The sequence below is a fragment of the Parabacteroides sp. Y3-G-102 genome, assembly GCF_023656845.1.
In the GTDB taxonomy this organism is placed as follows: Bacteria; Bacteroidota; Bacteroidia; order Bacteroidales; family Tannerellaceae; genus Parabacteroides; species Parabacteroides distasonis.
This window is the reverse complement of sequence record NZ_JAMOKU010000069.1, coordinates 1-20194: the sequence shown is the minus strand read 5'-3', so window position 1 is coordinate 20194 and position 20194 is coordinate 1. Positions and strand designations below refer to the sequence as shown.

General features: G+C 44.0%; 15 protein-coding genes and 1 pseudogene. 9 read left to right on the top strand and 7 right to left on the bottom strand.

The features are described 5' to 3' along the window. Positions 1 to 118: 118 nt before the first annotated feature. Positions 119 to 934, top strand: a pseudogene (locus NBH16_RS22050) (proline dehydrogenase family protein); the annotation flags it as partial. A gap of 62 nt (positions 935 to 996) precedes the next feature. Here the strand turns inward: NBH16_RS22050 and proC are convergent. Beyond that, positions 997 to 1800 (bottom strand): pyrroline-5-carboxylate reductase, encoded by an 804-nt coding sequence (gene proC, locus NBH16_RS22045; protein ID WP_250789074.1) that lies wholly within the window; start codon positions 1798 to 1800, stop codon positions 997 to 999. Between the two features lie 154 nt (positions 1801 to 1954). On the opposite strand from proC, the gene NBH16_RS22040 reads away from it, so the two are divergent. Continuing rightward, positions 1955 to 3172, top strand: coding sequence for a C1 family peptidase (locus tag NBH16_RS22040; protein WP_250789073.1), 1218 nt, complete (start codon positions 1955 to 1957; stop codon positions 3170 to 3172). 105 nt (positions 3173 to 3277) lie between these two features. Here NBH16_RS22040 and NBH16_RS22035 read toward each other — a convergent pair whose 3' ends face one another. The 3 genes from NBH16_RS22035 to NBH16_RS22025 all read right to left on the bottom strand — a co-directional run bounded on the left by NBH16_RS22035 (position 3278) and on the right by NBH16_RS22025 (position 8096). Continuing rightward, a complete protein-coding gene (locus NBH16_RS22035; RefSeq protein WP_005867258.1) occupies positions 3278 to 3886 on the bottom strand; it encodes a hypothetical protein in 609 nt (202 codons plus the stop codon). A gap of 100 nt (positions 3887 to 3986) precedes the next feature. Next, positions 3987 to 5846: a mechanosensitive ion channel family protein gene (locus tag NBH16_RS22030; RefSeq protein WP_158532235.1), complete on the bottom strand. Its 1860-nt coding sequence runs from the start codon at positions 5844 to 5846 to the stop codon at positions 3987 to 3989. 15 nt (positions 5847 to 5861) lie between these two features. Continuing rightward, the gene (locus tag NBH16_RS22025; RefSeq protein ID WP_122370132.1) at positions 5862 to 8096 is read right to left on the bottom strand and encodes a S9 family peptidase; all 2235 of its coding nucleotides are present in this window, start codon (positions 8094 to 8096) and stop codon (positions 5862 to 5864) included. Between the two features lie 129 nt (positions 8097 to 8225). On the opposite strand from NBH16_RS22025, the gene NBH16_RS22020 reads away from it, so the two are divergent. Both NBH16_RS22020 and NBH16_RS22015 read left to right on the top strand, forming a co-directional pair. Further along, the gene (locus NBH16_RS22020) at positions 8226 to 8741 is read left to right on the top strand and encodes an FKBP-type peptidyl-prolyl cis-trans isomerase (RefSeq protein WP_057326332.1); all 516 of its coding nucleotides are present in this window, start codon (positions 8226 to 8228) and stop codon (positions 8739 to 8741) included. Positions 8742 to 9106: 365 nt separating this feature from the next. Continuing rightward, the gene (locus tag NBH16_RS22015; protein ID WP_250789072.1) at positions 9107 to 11221 is read left to right on the top strand and encodes an outer membrane beta-barrel family protein; all 2115 of its coding nucleotides are present in this window, start codon (positions 9107 to 9109) and stop codon (positions 11219 to 11221) included. A gap of 5 nt (positions 11222 to 11226) precedes the next feature. On the opposite strand, the gene NBH16_RS22010 is transcribed toward NBH16_RS22015, so the two are convergent. Together NBH16_RS22010 and NBH16_RS22005 are read right to left on the bottom strand one after the other, a co-directional pair. After that, positions 11227 to 11814, bottom strand: coding sequence for a hypothetical protein (locus NBH16_RS22010; protein WP_048927535.1), 588 nt, complete (start codon positions 11812 to 11814; stop codon positions 11227 to 11229). Between the two features lie 148 nt (positions 11815 to 11962). Beyond that, the gene (locus tag NBH16_RS22005; protein ID WP_005867270.1) at positions 11963 to 14641 is read right to left on the bottom strand and encodes a calcium-translocating P-type ATPase, PMCA-type; all 2679 of its coding nucleotides are present in this window, start codon (positions 14639 to 14641) and stop codon (positions 11963 to 11965) included. Between the two features lie 122 nt (positions 14642 to 14763). Between NBH16_RS22005 and NBH16_RS22000 the strand changes: the two genes are divergently transcribed. The 3 genes from NBH16_RS22000 to NBH16_RS21990 all read left to right on the top strand — a co-directional run bounded on the left by NBH16_RS22000 (position 14764) and on the right by NBH16_RS21990 (position 16702). Beyond that, the gene (locus NBH16_RS22000; protein WP_005867274.1) at positions 14764 to 15099 is read left to right on the top strand and encodes a DUF6565 domain-containing protein; all 336 of its coding nucleotides are present in this window, start codon (positions 14764 to 14766) and stop codon (positions 15097 to 15099) included. A gap of 19 nt (positions 15100 to 15118) precedes the next feature. After that, positions 15119 to 16093: an alpha/beta hydrolase family protein gene (locus NBH16_RS21995; RefSeq protein WP_005867275.1), complete on the top strand. Its 975-nt coding sequence runs from the start codon at positions 15119 to 15121 to the stop codon at positions 16091 to 16093. Between the two features lie 114 nt (positions 16094 to 16207). Further along, on the top strand, positions 16208 to 16702 hold the full coding sequence (locus tag NBH16_RS21990) for a DUF4251 domain-containing protein (RefSeq protein WP_005854264.1): 495 nt from the start codon (positions 16208 to 16210) through the stop codon (positions 16700 to 16702). Here the strand turns inward: NBH16_RS21990 and mnmL are convergent. Continuing rightward, positions 16688 to 17614: a tRNA modification radical SAM protein MnmL/YtqA gene (mnmL, locus tag NBH16_RS21985; RefSeq protein ID WP_250789071.1), complete on the bottom strand. Its 927-nt coding sequence runs from the start codon at positions 17612 to 17614 to the stop codon at positions 16688 to 16690. The two genes, NBH16_RS21990 and mnmL, sit on opposite strands and share 15 nt — an antisense overlap. Positions 17615 to 17935: 321 nt before the next feature. Here mnmL and NBH16_RS21980 point away from each other — a divergent pair, with 321 nt between their 5' ends. Next, positions 17936 to 18268: an LptM family lipoprotein gene (locus NBH16_RS21980; RefSeq protein ID WP_005867279.1), complete on the top strand. Its 333-nt coding sequence runs from the start codon at positions 17936 to 17938 to the stop codon at positions 18266 to 18268. A gap of 12 nt (positions 18269 to 18280) precedes the next feature. Further along, positions 18281 to 20023, top strand: a complete 1743-nt coding sequence (locus NBH16_RS21975; protein ID WP_008778701.1) for a T9SS type A sorting domain-containing protein — start codon at positions 18281 to 18283, stop codon at positions 20021 to 20023. The last annotated feature ends 171 nt before the right edge of the window (positions 20024 to 20194 follow it).

Below are 20194 nucleotides of genomic sequence, written 5' to 3'. Positions count from 1 at the left end.
GTCTTTTAATGCTAAAATTAAGGCGTTTAGAGCTGCTTTAAGAGGAGTAACGGATATAAAATTCTTTCTTTTCAGACTTACAAAGCTGTATGCTTAATCCCCCAGGTTTATCGGGTGAGCCGTATTCAAACCATCCACGATCACGACCGATGAGTTACTGGCCAAAGCTTCCGAGAAACGGGAAGAGCTTACGATAGACGATGTCCGGCATTTTCGCGAGTTCCGCGAGCGTTTTATGGCGCTTTGCCAACGGGCTTACGATAACGACGTACGTATTTTAGTGGATGCGGAGGATTATTGTTTCCAAGATGCCATTGATGCGTTGACCGATGAGGCGATGCGTAAGTTCAACAAGAAACGTGCGATCGTATTCGCTACCTTGCAAATGTATCGTCATGACCGGATGCCTTATCTGCGTCGTATCTACGATGACGCCGTGGCGAAAGGTTATATTGCGGGCGTGAAATTCGTGCGCGGGGCTTATATGGAAGCGGAGCGTGCCCGTGCGGCGGCGTTGGATTATCCCGATCCGATTTGTAAAGATAAGCAGGCCACGGACGAGAATTATGATGCGGCGGTCCGTTTCACCATGGATCATTTAGATCGTTTTGAGATGTTTATGGGAACTCATAATGAGGAGAGTAATTATAAGTTGGCGAAATTGATGGACGAGAAGGGGATCGCCCGCGATGACTCCCGTGTTTTCTTTGCGCAGCTATTGGGAATGAGCGATAATATTTCCTTCAATTTAGCCCATGCGGGATATAACGTAACCAAATACGTACCGTACGCCTCGGTAAGGGATGTACTGCCGTATTTGATCCGGCGTGCGGAAGAGAATACTTCTGTTGCGGGGCAGACCAGCCGGGAACTCCGGATGTTGGAGATGGAAATGGCTAGGCGGAAAGAACATAAACCCGCCGAGGGCAGGTAAAGTAGTTTGTCAGCATATTTCGGGGCGTATTGGTGCTGGCAAACTACTTTGTCTGCCTATTTTTATTTACTGGCCTTCAGTCCCCGGATCACGGAAGAGGTAAAACCGGAAAGTTCCATCTCATTTAGACCCTTGATCGTGATTCCGCCCGGAGTCGTTACCTTATCGATTTCCATCTCCGGGTTACTTTTATTCTCGATCAATAAATCAACGGCACCTTTCACGGTATGCGCCACGATCTCTTGCGCCTGTTTCGGATAGAAACCCAATTCCACGCCGCCTTCTATCGCCGCACGGATATAACGCAAGGCGAAAGCAATGCCACTGGAGGCCAATGCCGTTCCTGCGGCCATCAACCGCTCTTCTACCAGCATGGCGTTACCCAGCTCGTTGAAAATCCGGATGATTAGGTCCGTCTGCTCCTTGGAGGCATTGCGGGCGGAGACGAAAGTCATGCTGCTCATCACCTCGATAGCCGTGTTGGGCATGATCCGGAAGATCGTGGGAGTAGCCAGACAATCGAAGTCCGTGTTCTTGGTCAAATAAGTATTTAACAGGTCGAAAGTCACGCCAGCCGCTACGGATACGATGATTTGTTTCTCGAAGTCGAGCACCGACTTAATCTCATCTATAATCATTTCTACACGCCAAGGTTTAACGGCGATTATAATGATATCAGCGTTTCGTGCCGCTTCCACGTTATCATGGGTCAAGATAAAGTCCGGATCGATCTTTCTCATCTTCTCCAAGGTCTCATCCGATTGGGCGGTACAAGTGATATCAGAGGCTTTGAACATGGTTCCTTTCGCTAAACCTCGGGCGATCGCTCCACCGATATTACCCGAACCGATAATAGATATTCTCATTTTGCAGATAATTAGTTATATATTATGTTTCCTGAGGAGGCAAACTTAGATAAAATATCTCAAATACGTACGACTTTGTAGAGTTAGCTACGGATAAAAAACTTACATTTGCGGTCGATACGGACTTAATACTAATATAAATATATAAAATTACATGAAAAAGACAATTCTAGTTTCAAGCATGCTATTCGCTCTGACTATGTCCGCTACGATCCAAGCGCAAGACACGGAGAAGAAGGAGAGTGAGGAGGGATTCGTGTTCACGACCGTGAAAGAGAACCCCATTACATCTGTTAAGAACCAAAATCGTGCGGGTACGTGCTGGTGCTACTCCTCGTACTCTTTCTTGGAGTCGGAGTTGCTTCGTATGGGAAAGGGCGAGTATGACTTATCCGAGATGTTTACGGTATATAACACCTATCTGGATCGTGCCGACGCTGCTGTGCGTACGCATGGGGATGTTTCGTTCTCGCAAGGTGGATCTTTCTATGATGCGCTTTATGGAATGGAAACATTCGGCTTGGTTCCGGAAGAGGAGATGCGCCCGGGCGTGATGTATTCCGATACGTTGAGTAACCATACCGAGCTTTCCGCCTTGACGGACGCTATGGTGGCCGCTATCGCCAAGGGAAAGTTACGCAAATTGCAGTCTGATGAGAATAACGCCATGTTATGGAAGAAGGCGGTCGCTGCGGTACATCAGATCTACTTGGGGGTTCCTCCTGAGAAATTCACGTATAAAGGGAAGGAATATACACCGAAATCTTTCTTCGAGTCTACAGGTTTGAAGGCTTCGGATTATGTCTCATTGACTTCTTATACGCATCATCCGTTCTATACCCAGTTCCCGCTAGAGATTCAGGATAACTGGCGTCACGGTATGTCGTATAACTTGCCGCTGGATGAGTTTATGGAGGTCTTTGATAATGCGATTAATACGGGTTATACGATCGCTTGGGGTTCCGATGTGAGCGAATCTGGTTTTACTCGTGACGGAGTGGCCGTTATGCCTGATGATGAGAAGGTACAGGAGTTGAGCGGTTCCGATATGGCTCATTGGTTGAAATTGAAACCGGAGGAAAAGAAGCTGAACACAAAACCGCAACCTCAGAAATGGTGTACGCAAGCAGAGCGCCAGTTGGCTTATGATAATTATGAGACGACCGACGACCATGGTATGCAGATCTACGGTATCGCCAAAGATCAAGAAGGTAACGAGTATTATATGGTGAAGAACTCGTGGGGAACCAACAACAAGTATAACGGTATTTGGTATGCTTCCAAAGCATTTGTCCGTTATAAGACCATGAATATCGTGGTTCATAAAGATGCCCTGCCTAAAGCGATCAAAGCCAAGTTAGGTATCAAATAATCGGTCCGCTAAGGATGGTTTAAATAAAAACTAAACCCCGATAGCTTCCGGCGATCCGGTAAGACTATCGGGGTGATCTATATATACAAAGATGTGCTGCCTATATTATTGAACAAGTTTTAGTGTGTAGTTAAGATCTGCCGCCGCTTTTTGCAACGCGTCGTTCATCAAGGTCAAGTTATCCCCTTCTACTAGGAAATAAATGACGGGTTCGCCATCACTAGGAATCAACTCGTAGATTACTGCGCTAACGTCATCGGGAGCTCCGTGCTTTACTTTTTGTTTACCGGTTGTAATGGCTTTCTGAGGAGCTTTCTTCGCCGCTCCGGTGCTTGAGGCTACTGCTTCCGGTACGGTATAAAGAGCATCCAACTCGAATACGCCTTCCTCGTCTGCGTTATCTTGTTGATAATACAAGGTTAAGTCATAATCTACATTCACGCTATCCGGAGAAGTCAGGGTTCCCTTATACTTTTTTTGGATAACCGGTCCCTTTTTAGGATCAGCCTTCAAGGAATCTCTCATATTCACGGGTTTTGCCGGTTGAGTCGCCTTAACAGAATGGATCAGTGGCAGAGACGGAGCGTCCGGAGCCGCCGACATTATGGCGAATTCTTCTTCCTCTACTTCTACGGGTACATCCTTTTGGGCTTGTTTCCCGCTACATGCGGCCAAAAATGCCATAGCCGCTACTGCGATAAAATACTTTTTCATTACCATTATTTATTTTATTAGTGACGTTTGGACATATAACATAAAATCCCCCACGATTTGTTTCGTGAGGGATCATTTTTAACTATTTACCGTGAAATATTTATTTCTTTGAAGGCTCTACCCTGTCATCCAGATAGGGAGAGGCCGGGATCGTGGAAGCGCTTCCGTCTCGTCCGGCGAAATAGTGCGGTGACATGATCTCTACGCCAGCCTCATTGAATACGTCCTGTATGTTTTGATGCAGGTCGGAATAGATATCCCCGAGTTTATCGGCGTCCTTTATATAAGCGTTGATTTGATAACAGGGATAGTAATCGCTTAGTTCGGTCTCCAATACGAAAGGCTTCGGCTCTGGCAATACCCCGGTGGTTTGGCGGGCGGCATTGATCAATAATTGATGAACTTGCCGCCAAGGTACGTCGTAGCCGATCGTAACCGTGCTGTGGATGATTAATCCGTATTGCCGTGCGGATACGCTATAATTTGTTGTATGGGAGGACATGATAAAGGAGTTCGGGATGGTCACTACCTCATTCTTAGGGGTACGTAAACGGGTGACAAACGGAGTCTTCTCGATAACGTTGCCAGTCGTCTCGTTTAGTTGGATACGGTCACCCAATTTAAAGGGCCTCATATAAGTAATGACCAGCCCGGCGATGATATTTCCGATCACCGTACTGGAACCCAACGATATGATCAAACCGACAAATACGGATATGCCTTGAAATACCCCCGAGTCCGATCCCGGCAGATAAGGATAGATCATGGCGATCATAAAGGCGTATAGCAGGAAACGGATGATATTAAACGTCGGTTGCGCCCAATCCGGGTAAAAACCTGATATTTTCAGGTTCTCGCTCTCTATCTCGTTGGCTATGTATTGGATTCCTTTTACGATGTATTTGATACAGTAATAGATCACCAAGATGATAAACAAGTTCGGAATATAGGAGGCTACCGATTTAAAGATCATCTTTACCGGCTCCAACAAATAGGAGAATATCTTCAAGGCTAGATCTTCTGTTTGCGGGAAGATAGCGAAAAGGATCGGTACACTGATGGTTAACTGGATTAGTAACACGATCCATCGTATTACGTTGGTGAAAAACATCAATACACGTCCTTGGCGATGTGTGTTGAGAAATTCATAATCCCGGATGGTAATAGATCTGAGTCGGTTCTGCTTTAACCAGATAATTTTCCTGCGTAGTTTCTTAAACAGATAGTTGGTCAGCTTAAACAGGAAATATTGGATGATAATTACGAGGATGAACAATAATACCCGTTTCGCTATCTGCAAGATACTATGTTGCTCCCTTAACTCTTGTATCTTGTTTTGGATAATCGGTTGATATTGTTCTGCGAGGGCTATACGACTGAGATTTTGCCATAGGGCATCTTGGTCGGTGATACTTAGGATAACCTTATCTCCGTACATGATATCCGTTACGTATTCGCTGTCATAGATATAGATGGAATCCTTCTTCAAGGAATGCGAGGTCCCGATCTTTACCATGATATTGAGGATGTCCTCAGCCCGGTCAACCGGGGTGCGGCCTCCGCGCTTGGCGTATAGGTGAAATAAGGTATCCCCCTCCACGACTACAGGTACGCCGGGAGTCAGTGCCCGAAGGGAATCGATACGGTTTCGTTGCTCGGCCATTTTTAGGGAGTCGGCGGTAGCATTGCTGTTCTTCGTGCTTTCCAGCTCGTCTTTGAGCAAAATCTCGTTTAGTTTCATCTCTTGCAGCTGGAGGGCTAGCTCCTGCATTTTGATGGAATCCTTCCGGTGCTGCTCGTCGAGCGAAAACGTATCGGTCGAGGTAACTGGCTCCTTCGGCTCATTGCCTAATGTCGTAGACAATAGTTCTTCGGCCTTTTCCCTTAATTGGGCGTTGGATACCGTTGGCAGGAAACTGATTCCTGCCAAGATCACTAATCGCAATAAAAATTGTTTCATCGAATCGTGGATTAACTATTTACCACCGGCCGGAAGATGCTCCAGCCAGTATTTAGCCATTGTCTTACGTAGGTGAAGAGTCGTTCCTTCCCTTTCGTTGATGCTATGGCTACGCATCGGGTAACTGATTTGCGTAAACATCTTTCCGTTCTTGATCAACTTGTTCACCAGCATCTCGCAATTCTGGTAATGCACGTTGTCATCTCCCGTACCGTGGATAAGCAGCAGATTACCTTCCAGTCCCTCGGCATAGGTAATCGGGGAACCTTTGCGGTAGCCTTCCGGATTGTTCTGCGGAGTATTCATGTAACGTTCTTGGTAGATCGTGTCGTATAGGCGCTGGTCAGCGACAAAAGCGATCGCTATACCGGTATGGAATACTTTCGGATAACGGAACATGCAGTTCAAGGTTTGACTGCCGCCGCCGCTCCATCCGGTAATGCCGATCCGGCTGGCATCGATAAACGGATATTGACGGGCCATATCTAAAATACCTCTGCTTTGATCCTCGGAGGAGAAAGTGCCCACTTCCCCGTAAATACATTTACGCCATTCACGCCCACGAGGAGTATTCGCGCCCCGGTTCTCTATACTCACCACGATATAGCCTTGGTTCGCCATATATTGTTGCCATAAATCTCCGTTACCCCATACATCTTGTACGGTGGCGCTCGCCGGCTCGCCGTATACCTCTATGATAACCGGGTATTTCTTGGATGCGTCGAAATCGACAGGTTTTATCATCCATGCGTCCAAGGTTAGATTGCCGGACTTGACCTTGATAAATTCTTTCGGGTTTAATCCTAAGGCAGCGTATTGGTCCTTGGCTTGAGCATTATCCTCAAGCATGCGTACGGATTGATGTTTCGGAAAAGAAACCATGTCGATAACAGATGGGGTAGAGGCGTTACTATACGTATGTATGGCCCATTTGCCGGTGGGTGACATGTTGTAGCGGTGCTGTCCGGATTGTTCCATGGGGCTTACACGCTCCACTTCTCCATTGCCGAATGCTTTAGCCCGGTACAAGTAGCGTTGGGTGAAATTGTCCGGGGAGGCAATGAAATAGACCCAGCCCTTTTGTAGATCGGTCCCGACCGGCGAGATATAATCAAAATCACCTTTGGTGATGGGTTGTATCTCTTTTCCGTCACGGCTTATCCGGTATAAATGCCGCCAGCCACTACGCTCGCTTTCCCATGTGAAATAGCGGTTGTCCTTTAACCATTGTATGTTATCATTCGTGTCTAGCCATGCGGCATCCGTATCGGTGAAGATATTATTCAGCGAGTTATCGGATATCTTGGCGATCCATACCTTATTTGTATTCTGCGGGCGGTTTAGTTGCTGTATGAACAACTCGTCGCTTTCGGGGATGAATTCCATACGGGGCAGGTAGTTGTTCCGGGGATCTCCGGGTATGGCGATCCAAGTGGTGTTCCCGCCGGTAGAGGAAACGTAGCCTACTTTTACGGCTGAATTGGTGGTTCCTGCCTTGGGGTATGGGAAATGGATTACCTTTGCGTAGATGGAGTCTACATTATTAATAATGTCGAACACTCCCGTTCCTTTCGTATCGCTTTGCCAATAGGCGATATGCTTTCCGTCCGGGCTCCAGCGGAAACCATCCCGGCAACTGAACTCCTCCTCATATACCCAATCGAAGGTTCCGTTGACAATCGTATCGCTTCCGTCTTTTGTTAGCTGCGTGATTTTCCCGGAGTCTATATCTTCTACATATATATTATTGTTGGAAACATAGGCCACACGTGTGCCATCCGGAGAGAATTTAGCGAACATCATGGAGGATTCCGGCATTCCTTTTCCCAATTGACGTAAAGCGCCGTCCTTTAGGTTTAATACCCAATAGTCACCCCGTGTATCATAACGCCATACCCGTCGGGTATTGTTATAAATCAAGACTTTCTCATTATCCGCACTCCAAGAGACGCTACGTACGGGGATAGGCCTTCCGGTAGATTTGTCCGTCAATAGGGATGAGGGGATAATGACTTCACGGGAGTTATCTTTCGCTCGATAGGCGACGATATCCGTGCCTCCGGTTTGCTTATTATTTTCCAAGCGGCTATAACGTTCACCGTCTTTTAGCCAAGTCATGCTTCCGATGCCTTTTGTTTGTATGATGTTACCGGCAACTATATCCTCAAGATTCAACGCTTTTTGTGCCATGCTTATACCTCCCGACAGAAGGCTGATCGTGGCGATCGCTATTAATTTGTTTAGTTTCATGTTGTATTAGTTGGTTACTACTATATTTATGCAAAGAACGGAAAGTTAGTTGATATAACAAAATGGATTTGTATATTCGCGCCTCGGAAATCAAGAATAATCATAGTTTAATTTTATATAGAAATCGGAATGAAAGCACTTTCAATGTATGTATGGTCACTTGTAGTGATCATGATGATGGGATTTACTTCTTGTGGGGATGATGATGAGCTTCAATTCTCGGAAGAGCAATTGGCTTATATCAACAAAAACAAGGAATACATCTGGGAGAAGAAAGCGGAGAAAGACGAGAACGGTGAATTGAAATATAAGCAAGTTGTTATAGGAGGTGATACTGCCTTATATCGGATCATTCAGAAAGAAAATGAGTGGACAACGACACCTTCCGCAACCTCAGTGGTTTATTTGCTTGATCTGGAAGGAAAATATATTGACGGGAAAGTCTTTCAAAAGAAACTGGATAGATCAAGTTTTTCTATGAACGGCATTATCCCGGGCTTAAGCGGTGTCTTATTGAATATCCATCTGGATGAGACCGTGGAGGCGATTATCCCGGCTTCGCTAGGTTATGGATATGGAGATTATAGCGGTATCCCCGGAGGTTCTACTTTAATCTTTACTTTTACCTTGGATAAGGTAGAATGAATAATACCTTGATGGATAAGCCTATCTTCTATATCCGTCTCCGCTGAATGTTCGTTCGCCGCCGCTGAATGTATATTCGTCGCCGCCGAACGAACATTCAGCGGCGGCGAATAAAGAAGATATCGGGTTGCGGGAGGTTTTATATAGTACTGGGAGAACTTTTTATTCGGTTTGATCTGACTTTTATCTTTATAAGATTTGGCACGGTTGCTTAATTCAGCCAACGGGTTAATAGTATAAATAGGTGTGGTGTAATTTCTTTATTTTGAATATGTATACGATTTGTTCGTAAATATTCGATAGTTTCGTTGATTATCTCCTTTTTTCTTTTTAATTTGGCGGATTATAAACATAATCTTGATATTATGAAGACTGCCATTGTTCCTTTCTTGTTGCTTCTGAATATTCTTGTCGCTGTAAATGCACAGACTAAGGATTCTGTTATCTTGGTGAAAGATAGTATTACGGTAAAATTGCCGGATGTCTACGTTACTTCCGAGCGTCCTTTGGTTACGGTTACGGACGATGCCTTATCTTTCGACGTGCCTAACTTGATCATGGCCAAACCGGTGAATACTGCATTTGATATTTTAGGAGAGATTCCCGGATTGGTGAAAGAAGGGGACAACGTTAGTATCATCGGCGTCCCTACTACGAACATTATTATTAACGGACGTAAAAGCTCAATGTCATTGTCCCAGATTGTAGAGCTTCTGAAATCTAACTCGGCCAGCAAAGTAAAGAGTATAGAGCTTTTGTATAGCTCTCCTCCAAAATATGGCGTAAAAGGAGGTAGTATAAATATCATTATGGAGAAGAAAGTGAATGAGGATTTAAGTGCCGATATCTCTTTGACCGGAAAGCAAGCTTTCTACTTCTCGCCAACCGGGTTAGTGAATTTATCTTACTCCAAAAAGAAATATAGTCTGGATCTATCTTATTCCGCTAATTATAACCATTCCCGTTCAACCGAGGATATGAACGCCTATCCTATCGTGAAGGATCGTCCTTATGAGATCCTGCAAGAAAATACGGCGGTAGGTCGTTCCATGAACCATACGATTGGGGCAAGTGCCAGTTGGTTTATGGATAAGGGGCGTGAGGTGGATATTTCTTATTATGCCAAGATAACGGATTCTAATTCCAAACGATATTCGAACACTCTATTTGTGGGTATTGAGTATGCGGAAAGTAATAATAAGTTATCGGGCCCGAAGAATCTTCAAAATGTACGGTTGAATTATGCACATTCCAAGAACTTGAACGCAGGGGTGGATTATACCTATTATAAGGATCGCAGGGATCAATATATGATCTCGGATTATCCCGATACGAAACAAGAGGTGGAGGCTACCTCCCGGCAAAATATCCATTTGGCGAATGTATTCGTTAACTTCGAACGGGTATTTGGAAAAGGATGGAAAATTAACGCGGGCACGAATGTGCAGTTATCCTTTACGGATAATAGCTCCTTTACCTACCAAGATAAACAGGAGGATCTGTCAGCTACGTTTGCCCAAAAAGAAAAAGAGTATACGGCGGGATTGTATGCCGGTTTCTCTAAGCGTTTTGGCAAGAAACTGGTGTTGAGCGCTTCTCTTTCGGCGGAGTATAATAAGGCGGTGATTGATTCGGTGGGCCGGAAATGGACTTTATGGTCTGGGGTAAATCTCTATCCACAATTGAACTTGAGTTATACGATCGATCCATCGAATATGCTTCAAGTCAATTTCTCCAGCGATAAGAAGTATCCGGCGTATTGGGCCATGAGCTCGAATGTTTCTTATTTGAATGTGTATAGTCAGGTACGGGGAAATCCTTATTTGGAACCGGAACGTATTTATATGGCTAGGGCTAATTATATCTTGAAAAAGAAATATGTTTTTGGACTATTCGCCAATCATCATGTGAATTATATTCGCCAATTGTATTATCAAGATACGAAAGCGTTGAGAGCCTATTACCAATCGGTTAATTTCGATAAGCATAATACTTTCGGGGCGATGGCAGTTATCCCGTTTCGGATCGGTGGGGCGGTTAGCTCACGGTTCGTGGCATCAGGCTTGTTGATTCAAGATGAGGGAATATTTATCGACATTCCGTTTGATCGGAAAAAGTTGTTCGGGCAGTTGATGTTGTTCAATACGTTTACTTTATCAAAGAAGAAGAACTTATCGCTGGAAGTGAATGCTCGCTATAGTGCGCCTTCGATACAAGGTATCTATGATGTGGATGGTATTTATAATGTATCGGCAGGGCTTGTCTGGAACCCGATACCGAAAAAATTAAGCGTAATGCTACGAGGTGAGGACTTATTAAAGGGCTTACGTGCGAAAACGCATATTGATTATCCCAGCCAGAAGAGTGATATGACGATCTATTCGGATACTCGTTCTGTATCGCTCACCTTAAAGTATACATTGGGCAAGATGAACCGGAAGAATAAGAAAGAGATCGATTCTTCACGGTTTGGCCAATAATGTTCTTATGGAATCCATTCGATAACGCCTGTGACTGGATGTTGTTTTTTCCAGTCCTCTAATTCCGCATATGTACGCACGCCGTCTTGAATGACTGCTTGGTAATATTCCACGCCCATGATTTTCACTGTATCCGGTGTCTCATATTTCAGTTTTAAGATGGCCTGCCGGGTCTCGTCAGTCAGTACGGCGGTTATACGTTCGGCCATTTTCTCGAAATAACCGTCATAACGGGAACCTTTTACGATATGGATCATATCAATTTGCCAGAGTTCGTTATCCGGATCTTGGAACCATGCGTGCCACTCTACGCATTGTTCTTCCGTATCGAGCGAGTTTCCGTATTCGATTCGTTTAATGAGCGGGTTCTCCGCTAGTCGGGCCATCGCTTGGAAGCTGTCGGATATACGGAAGGGAGAGGTGTAAATATGGAAGTCGATATCCTTATGTTTCATGAGTAGTCCCATATTTAAGGAGCCTACTAAGTTTATTTCCGCCCCGACAGATTTCCAGATATTTATAATGTCGGTTTGCCGGATCACTTCCCAAGCTCTTTCTTGGTTTCTTTTCGCTAATTCTAATAGATGTTCCATGATTTAAATAATTTGAGATGCGAAGTTAAAAAACGAAATGGAATAAGGAAATAGCTATTTATAGCTAGGTTGATATATCATATAGGTGTACTATTTTCAGTTGTAGAGACGGAGCGTGTCCCGTCTCTACAAGTTGTACAATATATATTTATCTTTTGAATAACCTGAATAACTCACCGATCCATAAAACCAGAGAGGAAGATCCGATAATGATCGCCCAATCTTTCAAGGACAAAGGTATTACGCTGAACATCTCGCCTCCAAAAGTGACGATCAAGTATTGACCAATCAAAATCAGTAAAGCGACCAGCAAGAAACTTTTACTATCCTTTAAATTGGCAAAAGCGGAACGTCCTTCCATAAATGCCTTTGCGTTAAACATATTCCAGAACTGTAGCATCACGAAGAAGCTGAAGAACCACGATAAATCATGCGGCGTTAAACCGTCTTGCGCATGGAAATAGAACAACAAGCCCATCAAGATTACGACAAAAGCGAATCCGACGCCGAAAATATTATAGGCCATCGGGCGGGTGATAATGAAATCTCCATCCTTACCGCTCCGGCGAGGTTTATCTTTCATCACTCGCTCATTCGGTGGGAGAGAGGCCAACGCCCCGGCAGCGAATGTATCCATGATCAAGTTTACCCATAACATCTGCGTGATAGTCAAAGGAGATTCCGTACCTAATAAAGAACCCAATAGCACGATCAAACAAGCGGCTACATTGATGGTCAATTGGAATAACAAGAATTTCTGGATATTCCGGTACAAGGAACGTCCCCACATCACCGCACGGGTAATGCTACTGAACGAGTTGTCGATAATCGTAATGTCGCTGGCTTCCTTGGCAACTGAAGTACCGTCACCCATGGAGAGGCCTACTTGTGCCGCTTTCAAGGCGGGGGCATCGTTTGTCCCGTCGCCGGTAACCGCTACCACGGCGCCTTTCTGCTGTAATAATTGTACCAAACGCTGTTTGTCCGTAGGACGGGCACGGCACATGATCTTCAAGTCTAAGACACGATCCAAGGCCTCTTGGTCGCTAAGCGTCTCGAATGCGGGACCCGTGATAATGTTCCGGTCGGTATCATTCGCTTTCCACGTACCGATCTGTCGTCCGATTTCTTTAGCCGTACCCGGTGTATCTCCGGTGACGATCTTCACGTCGATACCTGCGTCCAAGCAACTTTGAACAGCGGGGGGCACATCCGCACGTACCGGATCGGAGATAGCGACGATACCTAGGTACGTTAAATCCGTATCATGTAAACGACCCTCAACGAAGAAGGTCTCATCCATTCCATCCTCGATTATCTGGTAAGCGAAGCCAAGCGTACGCATCGCTTGGTTCTGGTAATCCAATAATTGTTTTTCGATGCCGGCTTTACATTCCGCCACCGGTTTGTAAGTTCCGTCTATCGCCACCCGGTTACTGTTGGCCAGTACGATTTCGGGAGCACCTTTCACGTAAAGTACCTTCTTGCCGAGTAACGGTGATTGTACGATTGTAGCCATATATTTCCGTTCCGTAGAGAAGGTCAATTGATCTAGGATCGTAGCGTTCTCTCTTAATTCCAGATAATTTTGGTGTTGTCCGTTCAACCAGAGTAAAAGGGCGGCCTCCGTCGGGTTTCCAAGGGTTTTTACCTTTTCTTCCGAGAAATCGAGGAATGCCGTGGAGTTCGTGGAGATACCTTCTTTGATCAGGTTACTTAACTCATCCTCCCCAAGCTTTTGGTCTTTCAGGTTGTAGAAATTCGTTTGGTAGACTTGCATTTGGTTCTGCGTCAACGTTCCGGTCTTGTCCGTACAAATTACGGTAGTCGCTCCCATGGTCTCACAGGCGTGCATTTTGCGGACAAGATTATTCGTCTTCAACATACGGTTCATGCTGAGGGCCAAACTTAACGTGACACTCATCGGTAATCCTTCCGGAACGGATACCACGATCAACGTAACCGCTACCATAAAGTAGTTGAGGATATGGGCGATGATGTCCATCGCCGGCATCCCGGGGAAACTATCTGATAAAAGGAATTTTACGGTCAAGGCGATGAACGTCACTCCGGCGATCGTGTATCCGGCTTTACTGATCACGCTAGCCAAGCCTTTCAACTGTATTTGTAAAGGAGTCTCTACATCGCTCTCGATTTGCGAGCCTTCGTAGACCTTACCGTATCCGGTAGCGTCACCCACCTTTTCTACTTGCATTACGCCATGTCCGTCCACGACCGTCGTTCCTCGCATGACTACATTGGACGGATAAGTCGCTTCCGTATCGAAATCCGCCTCGTTTGTTGTCTTGCTGATAATCGGTTCACCGGTTAGTGTGGATTCGTTGATCTGTAGGGAGATGGCTTCAAGCAAATGTCCATCTGCGGGAATTTCCTCACCTGTCTCCAAAACAACGATATCGCCTACGACGACCTCTTTTTTCGGTATTTGGCAGATATTCCCGTCACGGATTACCTTCACTAAAATATCATCATTGACTGTATTCAAGATATCGAATGCCTTGTTCGCTTTCACCTCGAAGAAAAAGCCCACGCAACTGGCAAGCATGATTGCGAAGAAAATGCCGATCGGCTCCAAGAAGGCCGTAAAACCTTTCGCCTCAGGTCCCCAGCAATGTACGCCAGCGATTATCATGGACAAGAGCCATGCCACTAATAATATACGAATAATAGGATCTTCGAATTTCTCCAAGAATTGGCTCCATAACGAAGCTTTCTTGGGCGGGGTAAGTACATTCTCGCCGTGAAGGCGCCTGCTCTCTTCTACTTCTTGTTTGGTTAATCCTCGGTACTGATGTTTTTTCTCCATAAATTTATTAATCTGATTAAGAAAATAGGATAGCAAATTACGTAAAGTTATACGACATATACAAGGGTTTAACCTTTTTGCATATATTTGTGTTGTATAACAAATTAATTTTTAATTAAAAGATGAAGAAAGTACTATTCATGTTATTGGTTATGTTCGCTTTGAGCGCCTGCCAATCAAAGGATTCATATGTGAAGGAGTTTAGTGATTTTGTAGATAAGGTGGAAATGGAGGCCGCTGATTATACCGATAAGGACTGGAAGAAGGCGGATCTGAAATTCTCGGATCTATCCACGGATATTTACGCCAAGTTCGAGGAAGAGTTAAACGCTGATGAGAAAGCGGAGATCATTAAATTGCAAGCGACATACGCCGGATTGAAAATGAAAGCGGGCGTGAAAGACGCTGCCAAAAAAGTGGATAAGTTCTTGGATGGTTTGAAGGAAGGAACAAAATAACCTCTAATACGAAAATAAGATGAACAGAAATTGGGTGTATTCGCTATTTGCTTTATGGATCGTCTGTTCGTTCGCCTGTATGCAGCCTAAACCTGTGGCGAATGTGGAAGTTCAAAAAGAGAATTTCGTATTCTCTATAAAAGGGACAGATACATTGTCCTTGGACAAGTATGAGTTGACTTCTATGTCGCCCGCCTCAAAAAAGCCTGTGATGATTTTTGCTTTTGGCGGTGGGTTTAAAGGGGGAGATAAGGCGGATAAAGGATATATTCCCTATTTCGAGTTCCTCGCCCGAAACGGATTTGTGGTCGTTTCTACGGATTATCGTACCACCTTGAAGAATCTGGATCCTTCTAAAGTCTCTTCTCCAATGGACTTTATCGCAGCCTTGCAGCATGCGATCGATACGGCGGTAGAGGATTTTTATGATGCTACCGGTTTCGTGATCAACCAAAGCTCGGATTGGAACATCGATGTGGAGCAGATCGTAGCGAGCGGTTCGAGTGCCGGGGCGATTACGGTATTGCAGGCAGAGTATGATTTATGTAACGGACATGAGTTGGCGAAAAGGCTACCGGCTGGTTTCAACTATGCCGGTGTGATCTCATATGCCGGTGCGGTCTCTGGTGTGCTTCCTCCACATTGGGAAAAGATGCCTTGTCCGATTATGCTATTCCATGGCGATGCGGATAAAACCGTTCCTTTTGAACAAGCCGCTATGGAGAACCTCGGCGGTTTATGGGGATCATCCGCTGTAGCGAAAAGTCTGGAAAATCTTCAAGCTTCCTATTATTTTTATAAGGTAGAGAATGCGGGGCATGAGATCTCTGGGCTCCCTATGTCCCGGAACCAATACGATATCATGAGCTTCTTGAGCCGTCAAGTCTTAGGCGATGAGAATTTAGCGATCACGACAGACGAACGTGTTCCCGGTGATACGATCGTACGGAAAGATTTTACCGTACAGGATTATATCTTGGATAATTTGCGTTAATATAATAATGAAATATAAACAGCCTTAATTTGACCTTTTTAGATTAAACTATTCACCCGAAGGATTGTCTTTACTATATAGAGTGATTAATAGTGTGTTTAGTTTATTAAGGTTATGAGATTAACAAGGTTAGTTGGATTTTTAGGGATTGTCCTTTTTTGTGCGGGGCAATCCCTTTTTGCTCAAAGTAAGCAAGAGCGGAAGGAGCAAAAAGAGAGAGTGGTGAGGGAGATCGTGGATAGCGGTCGTATTAAGATCGATGTGGATCGTGCCGTACCGATGGCCGGGAGATCCGTCAATCTTACTTCCCCCTACTCATTGGAAATACATGGTGACTCGATCCTGTCTTATCTTCCTTACTTTGGACGTGCTTACTCTGCTCCTTATGGTGGTGGAGAGGGCTTGACGTTTAAAGAAGTGGCGACAGAGAAGGAGCAAACCTCTGAAAAGAAAGGTAGTTCCGAAATCAAGTTCCGTGTAAAGACCAAAGAGGATGTATACATGTTTCGGGTGGAAGTCTATCCGAATGGCTCGGTGACAATCAATGTGACACCCGTGAATAAACAGGCTATTACCTTTTATGGTGATGTCGCCTTAGACTTGAAATAGTCGTCCTTGCCGTGTATCTCTTTCCTCGATCCGCTTATTTACCTTAGCGGTAAATTCGAAATTCTTTAAACCCCAATCCGGTGCGATCAGTAGCTCTTTGGGGGATTGTGATACGAACCTCTCTACTACGATAGAGGGGTTCAGTCGTTCTATGAAGTCAATCACTAATTCGATATATTCATCAGCCGTATATAAATGGAAATCAGAAGGATCTTCCTTGAACTCTTTCGCCATGCGGGTATTCTTGATTAGCTGCAATTGGTGCAGTTTAAGTGTCGTGATCGGGAGGCGTGATAAGACATCCGCATGGTGTAATATTTCATCCCTACTTTCTCCCGGTAGTCCGAGTATCAGGTGTGCCCCGGTGTAAATACCTTTTGCCGCCGTACGACGGATAGCGGATTCCGATTCTTCATGGGTATGCCCCCTGTTTATGCGGACTAAGGTCTTATCAAGCGTACTTTCCAATCCATATTCAATCATGACGAATTTTCGTTGGGAAAGCTCCGCGAAATAATCCAATAAACCTTCCGGCATACAGTCCGGACGAGTGCCGACAATCAATCCTTCCACTCCGGGATAGGCAAGCGCTTCCTCATATTTACGAATAAGAGAGTCTGATCGGTCGTATGTATTCGTGTAGGCTTGGAAGTAGGCCAGATACCGCATGTCCGGATATTTGCGGGAGAAAAAGCGTACGCCTTCCTCTAATTGCTCGGTAACGCTTTTCTCCGTATGGCAGTATTCCGGACTGAATGTTTGGTTATTACAATAAGTACAGCCGCCCCATCCTTTCGCCCCGTCTCGGTTCGGGCAGGTGAAGCCGGCGTTGATGGAGATCTTCTGTACTTTATGGTCAAAACGTTCCTGAAGGAACTTGCCGTATTCGTAATATCGTTTCGTCTTTTCCATAGGGCAAAGGTAAGAGAAGTCTTTTGAAAAACACGTACGTGTTTTCCAAAAAAGTCGTACATGTTTTTCTGAAAACACGTACGTGTTTTGACGAGAGCATAATCCTGTTTTTTTTGATGTTTTTTTTGTTGGTGTTTTACTATTTTAGTATATTTGTCTTGTTGATAAATTTAATGAGATAGATATACTGTATTTGACTTTGTTCCTTGTTGATCTATTTTAATGTTGTTGATTTTATTATTTTACAAAGCTACTAAAAACGCTTTAGAGTCATTATCGGGATAATTTATATATGTTGTACCATTTTTAAAGTGAAAGCCTATGAAAATGAAATTTTTGTTTAAGTTAGTTGCTTTAATGACAATCATTAGTGTTGTCGGTTGCAGCGATGATGTTGGTGTCGGTCCTAAGGGGAAACTCTATTTCTCCGATTCTAAATCATGGAAGGATAGTGGTACTCTTATTTATGAGAATTTTGATCCTTCTTATATTGTTCCATATTCGTATCATGTAAATGCGGACTCTATTAGTTTGTTTCCTATTCACAGTAGTAATACGAATGATCTGAAAACGTATCCGTTTGAGAAAGATCTTAATAAACTTATATTGTCTTTAGAAGATACGGATAAACATGCGGTTTACAAACCACAATAAAATAATGATACCATGAAAAAGTGTTTTTTATTTGTCGCTATCGCTTGCGTTCTTTCAGTTTTATCACAAGCGCAAGTTTATAATTTCCCTGTAAGACCGGGTACGGAAACATGGAGCAATTTAGTCACAGAAGAAGATCGTTTTTCTGCTATGCAGATCCCGGAAGACCAGTTGGTGAGTATGAGTACTCAAGACTTGGTCATCACTTGTATGAACTATCCTGCTTGGCTTTATTTTACTGCATTCAATAACCCACAGGACGGGATAGATATCAATATCCATAATTTTAACGGATTACAAGAATTGATGAAGCGAGCAGATGCACCAGTAGAGTTGTTATCTGTTTACAAGCAAATGGATGCAGCTAGGATGGCTCCTAAAAGCAACGCTATCAATCAAACTTCTTGGTCTCTCAAAAGGTCTTATTTTGAATTGTTATTAGCTCAAGATGCGATTATCAACAAAATGAGTGAAACTGATCGTATGGACTTGTTGGGAGAAGCCCGTAAGAAATTGTACCAAAAAATGGAAGATCCTGTAGAATATTCTACGTCGGATTATCAATCTTCTTTGATTCTTATGAATAAGATCTTGGGGCATCCCACTGTAAAATCAAACCAAGCATTAAATAGTGATCCTATTGACCTGTTGATTGCGGGTGGATCGATACAACCTTTTGCTGATAATGCGGTATATAGCAATACTACTATTTATACCCCAAAAGGCACTGCGGTTTCTGCGCTACAATTAACAAGTGGTGAGCTAAGTAGTTCTAAAAAAAATGAATATAAAAATGAATGGTTGAGTTATTATAATAACCGAATCGTATTCAAAGGAGAAGCAACTTGCGCTTACAATTGCCATGCCTATGCTTGGTATTGTTCTGAAGGGCATAGTTATGTTTGGATCAATACTCCAGGGGATGATGCGTTTTGGAATGATGGTAGCTTCGTGCAAACCACCAATACGTCAGGTAAATACTGTAAAGTATCTTTCCCAAATGATGATCATTCAGCTGTAACATCTTCTCGAAGCGGATATTTGATATCTAAATGGGGAAAATCACCGCTTTTTGAGCATTCAATAAACGACTGTCCCTATAATTCCTCGGGATTAAGATATTATAGTTATCCGGATCCTACGTATAATACAGTACCACCTAAACCATCTGTTGAAACTTTCAGAAAAGATAATGATCAATCATTTACTGCTGCTGTCTCTTGTGATTCTCGTTACAACGTCGATCAATATGAATGGAAGAGTGATTATCCGAGTGATTGGTCTGTTGTTGCTCAAAACTCAAGTAAATCCAGTGTAAAAGTATATCGTTCGAGCACTCCTCGTTCTTGCTATCTTTCTGCTCGTGCTCACAATAGTTATGGTTGGGGTGAATGGCAAGTAATAGGATGGCTTTATGTGTCAGGAACTTATAGCCTTTCTGTTTTACGGAATCCGGTAAGCTCTACATTGCAAGTACAGATTGCGCCAAATGCGGAAATGCAGACTTTGCAGGATGGAGCGTTTGCTATGGGGGCTACGGAGCAGCGACCCATATTGAGCATGTCTTCGACATATAGTATAGGATTGTATAGTAGTACGGGAACTTGTGTTTATCAAAACACGGTGAAAGGCCAAGGTGAAAGTGTTGTTAACTTGAATATCGATGTTTCTTCTTTGTTGAACGGTATTTATATTTTGCATGTAAAGACTGCGGATGAAAATGCGCAGACATTGAATGTCGTTGTAAAACATTAAGATAGAACTTTGTGATTTATGATTGTTTAAAAACTAATGGTTCATAATAACCTCAAATCCGCAACTAAGCTCTTCAGCGTCCTTCTTGCGTCTAAACGTCCTCTCATCACTGAATTAGCAGATAAATTGAGGCTGAAATACCCACTTCTGCCCACAATATCCCCTTGCCCC

What these genes read in the sequence shown, in the direction of transcription:
- proC (WP_250789074.1), bottom strand. Translation starts at nt 1,800, where the DNA reads ATGAGAATATCTATTATCGGTTCGGGTAATATCGGTGGAGCGATCGCC.
- NBH16_RS22040 (WP_250789073.1), top strand. Translation starts at nt 1,955, where the DNA reads ATGAAAAAGACAATTCTAGTTTCAAGCATGCTATTCGCTCTGACTATG.
- NBH16_RS22035 (WP_005867258.1), bottom strand. Translation starts at nt 3,886, where the DNA reads ATGAAAAAGTATTTTATCGCAGTAGCGGCTATGGCATTTTTGGCCGCA.
- NBH16_RS22030 (WP_158532235.1), bottom strand. Translation starts at nt 5,846, where the DNA reads ATGAAACAATTTTTATTGCGATTAGTGATCTTGGCAGGAATCAGTTTC.
- NBH16_RS22025 (WP_122370132.1), bottom strand. Translation starts at nt 8,096, where the DNA reads ATGAAACTAAACAAATTAATAGCGATCGCCACGATCAGCCTTCTGTCG.
- NBH16_RS22020 (WP_057326332.1), top strand. Translation starts at nt 8,226, where the DNA reads ATGAAAGCACTTTCAATGTATGTATGGTCACTTGTAGTGATCATGATG.
- NBH16_RS22015 (WP_250789072.1), top strand. Translation starts at nt 9,107, where the DNA reads ATGAAGACTGCCATTGTTCCTTTCTTGTTGCTTCTGAATATTCTTGTC.
- NBH16_RS22010 (WP_048927535.1), bottom strand. Translation starts at nt 11,814, where the DNA reads ATGGAACATCTATTAGAATTAGCGAAAAGAAACCAAGAAAGAGCTTGG.
- NBH16_RS22005 (WP_005867270.1), bottom strand. Translation starts at nt 14,641, where the DNA reads ATGGAGAAAAAACATCAGTACCGAGGATTAACCAAACAAGAAGTAGAA.
- NBH16_RS22000 (WP_005867274.1), top strand. Translation starts at nt 14,764, where the DNA reads ATGAAGAAAGTACTATTCATGTTATTGGTTATGTTCGCTTTGAGCGCC.
- NBH16_RS21995 (WP_005867275.1), top strand. Translation starts at nt 15,119, where the DNA reads ATGAACAGAAATTGGGTGTATTCGCTATTTGCTTTATGGATCGTCTGT.
- NBH16_RS21990 (WP_005854264.1), top strand. Translation starts at nt 16,208, where the DNA reads ATGAGATTAACAAGGTTAGTTGGATTTTTAGGGATTGTCCTTTTTTGT.
- mnmL (WP_250789071.1), bottom strand. Translation starts at nt 17,614, where the DNA reads ATGGAAAAGACGAAACGATATTACGAATACGGCAAGTTCCTTCAGGAA.
- NBH16_RS21980 (WP_005867279.1), top strand. Translation starts at nt 17,936, where the DNA reads ATGAAAATGAAATTTTTGTTTAAGTTAGTTGCTTTAATGACAATCATT.
- NBH16_RS21975 (WP_008778701.1), top strand. Translation starts at nt 18,281, where the DNA reads ATGAAAAAGTGTTTTTTATTTGTCGCTATCGCTTGCGTTCTTTCAGTT.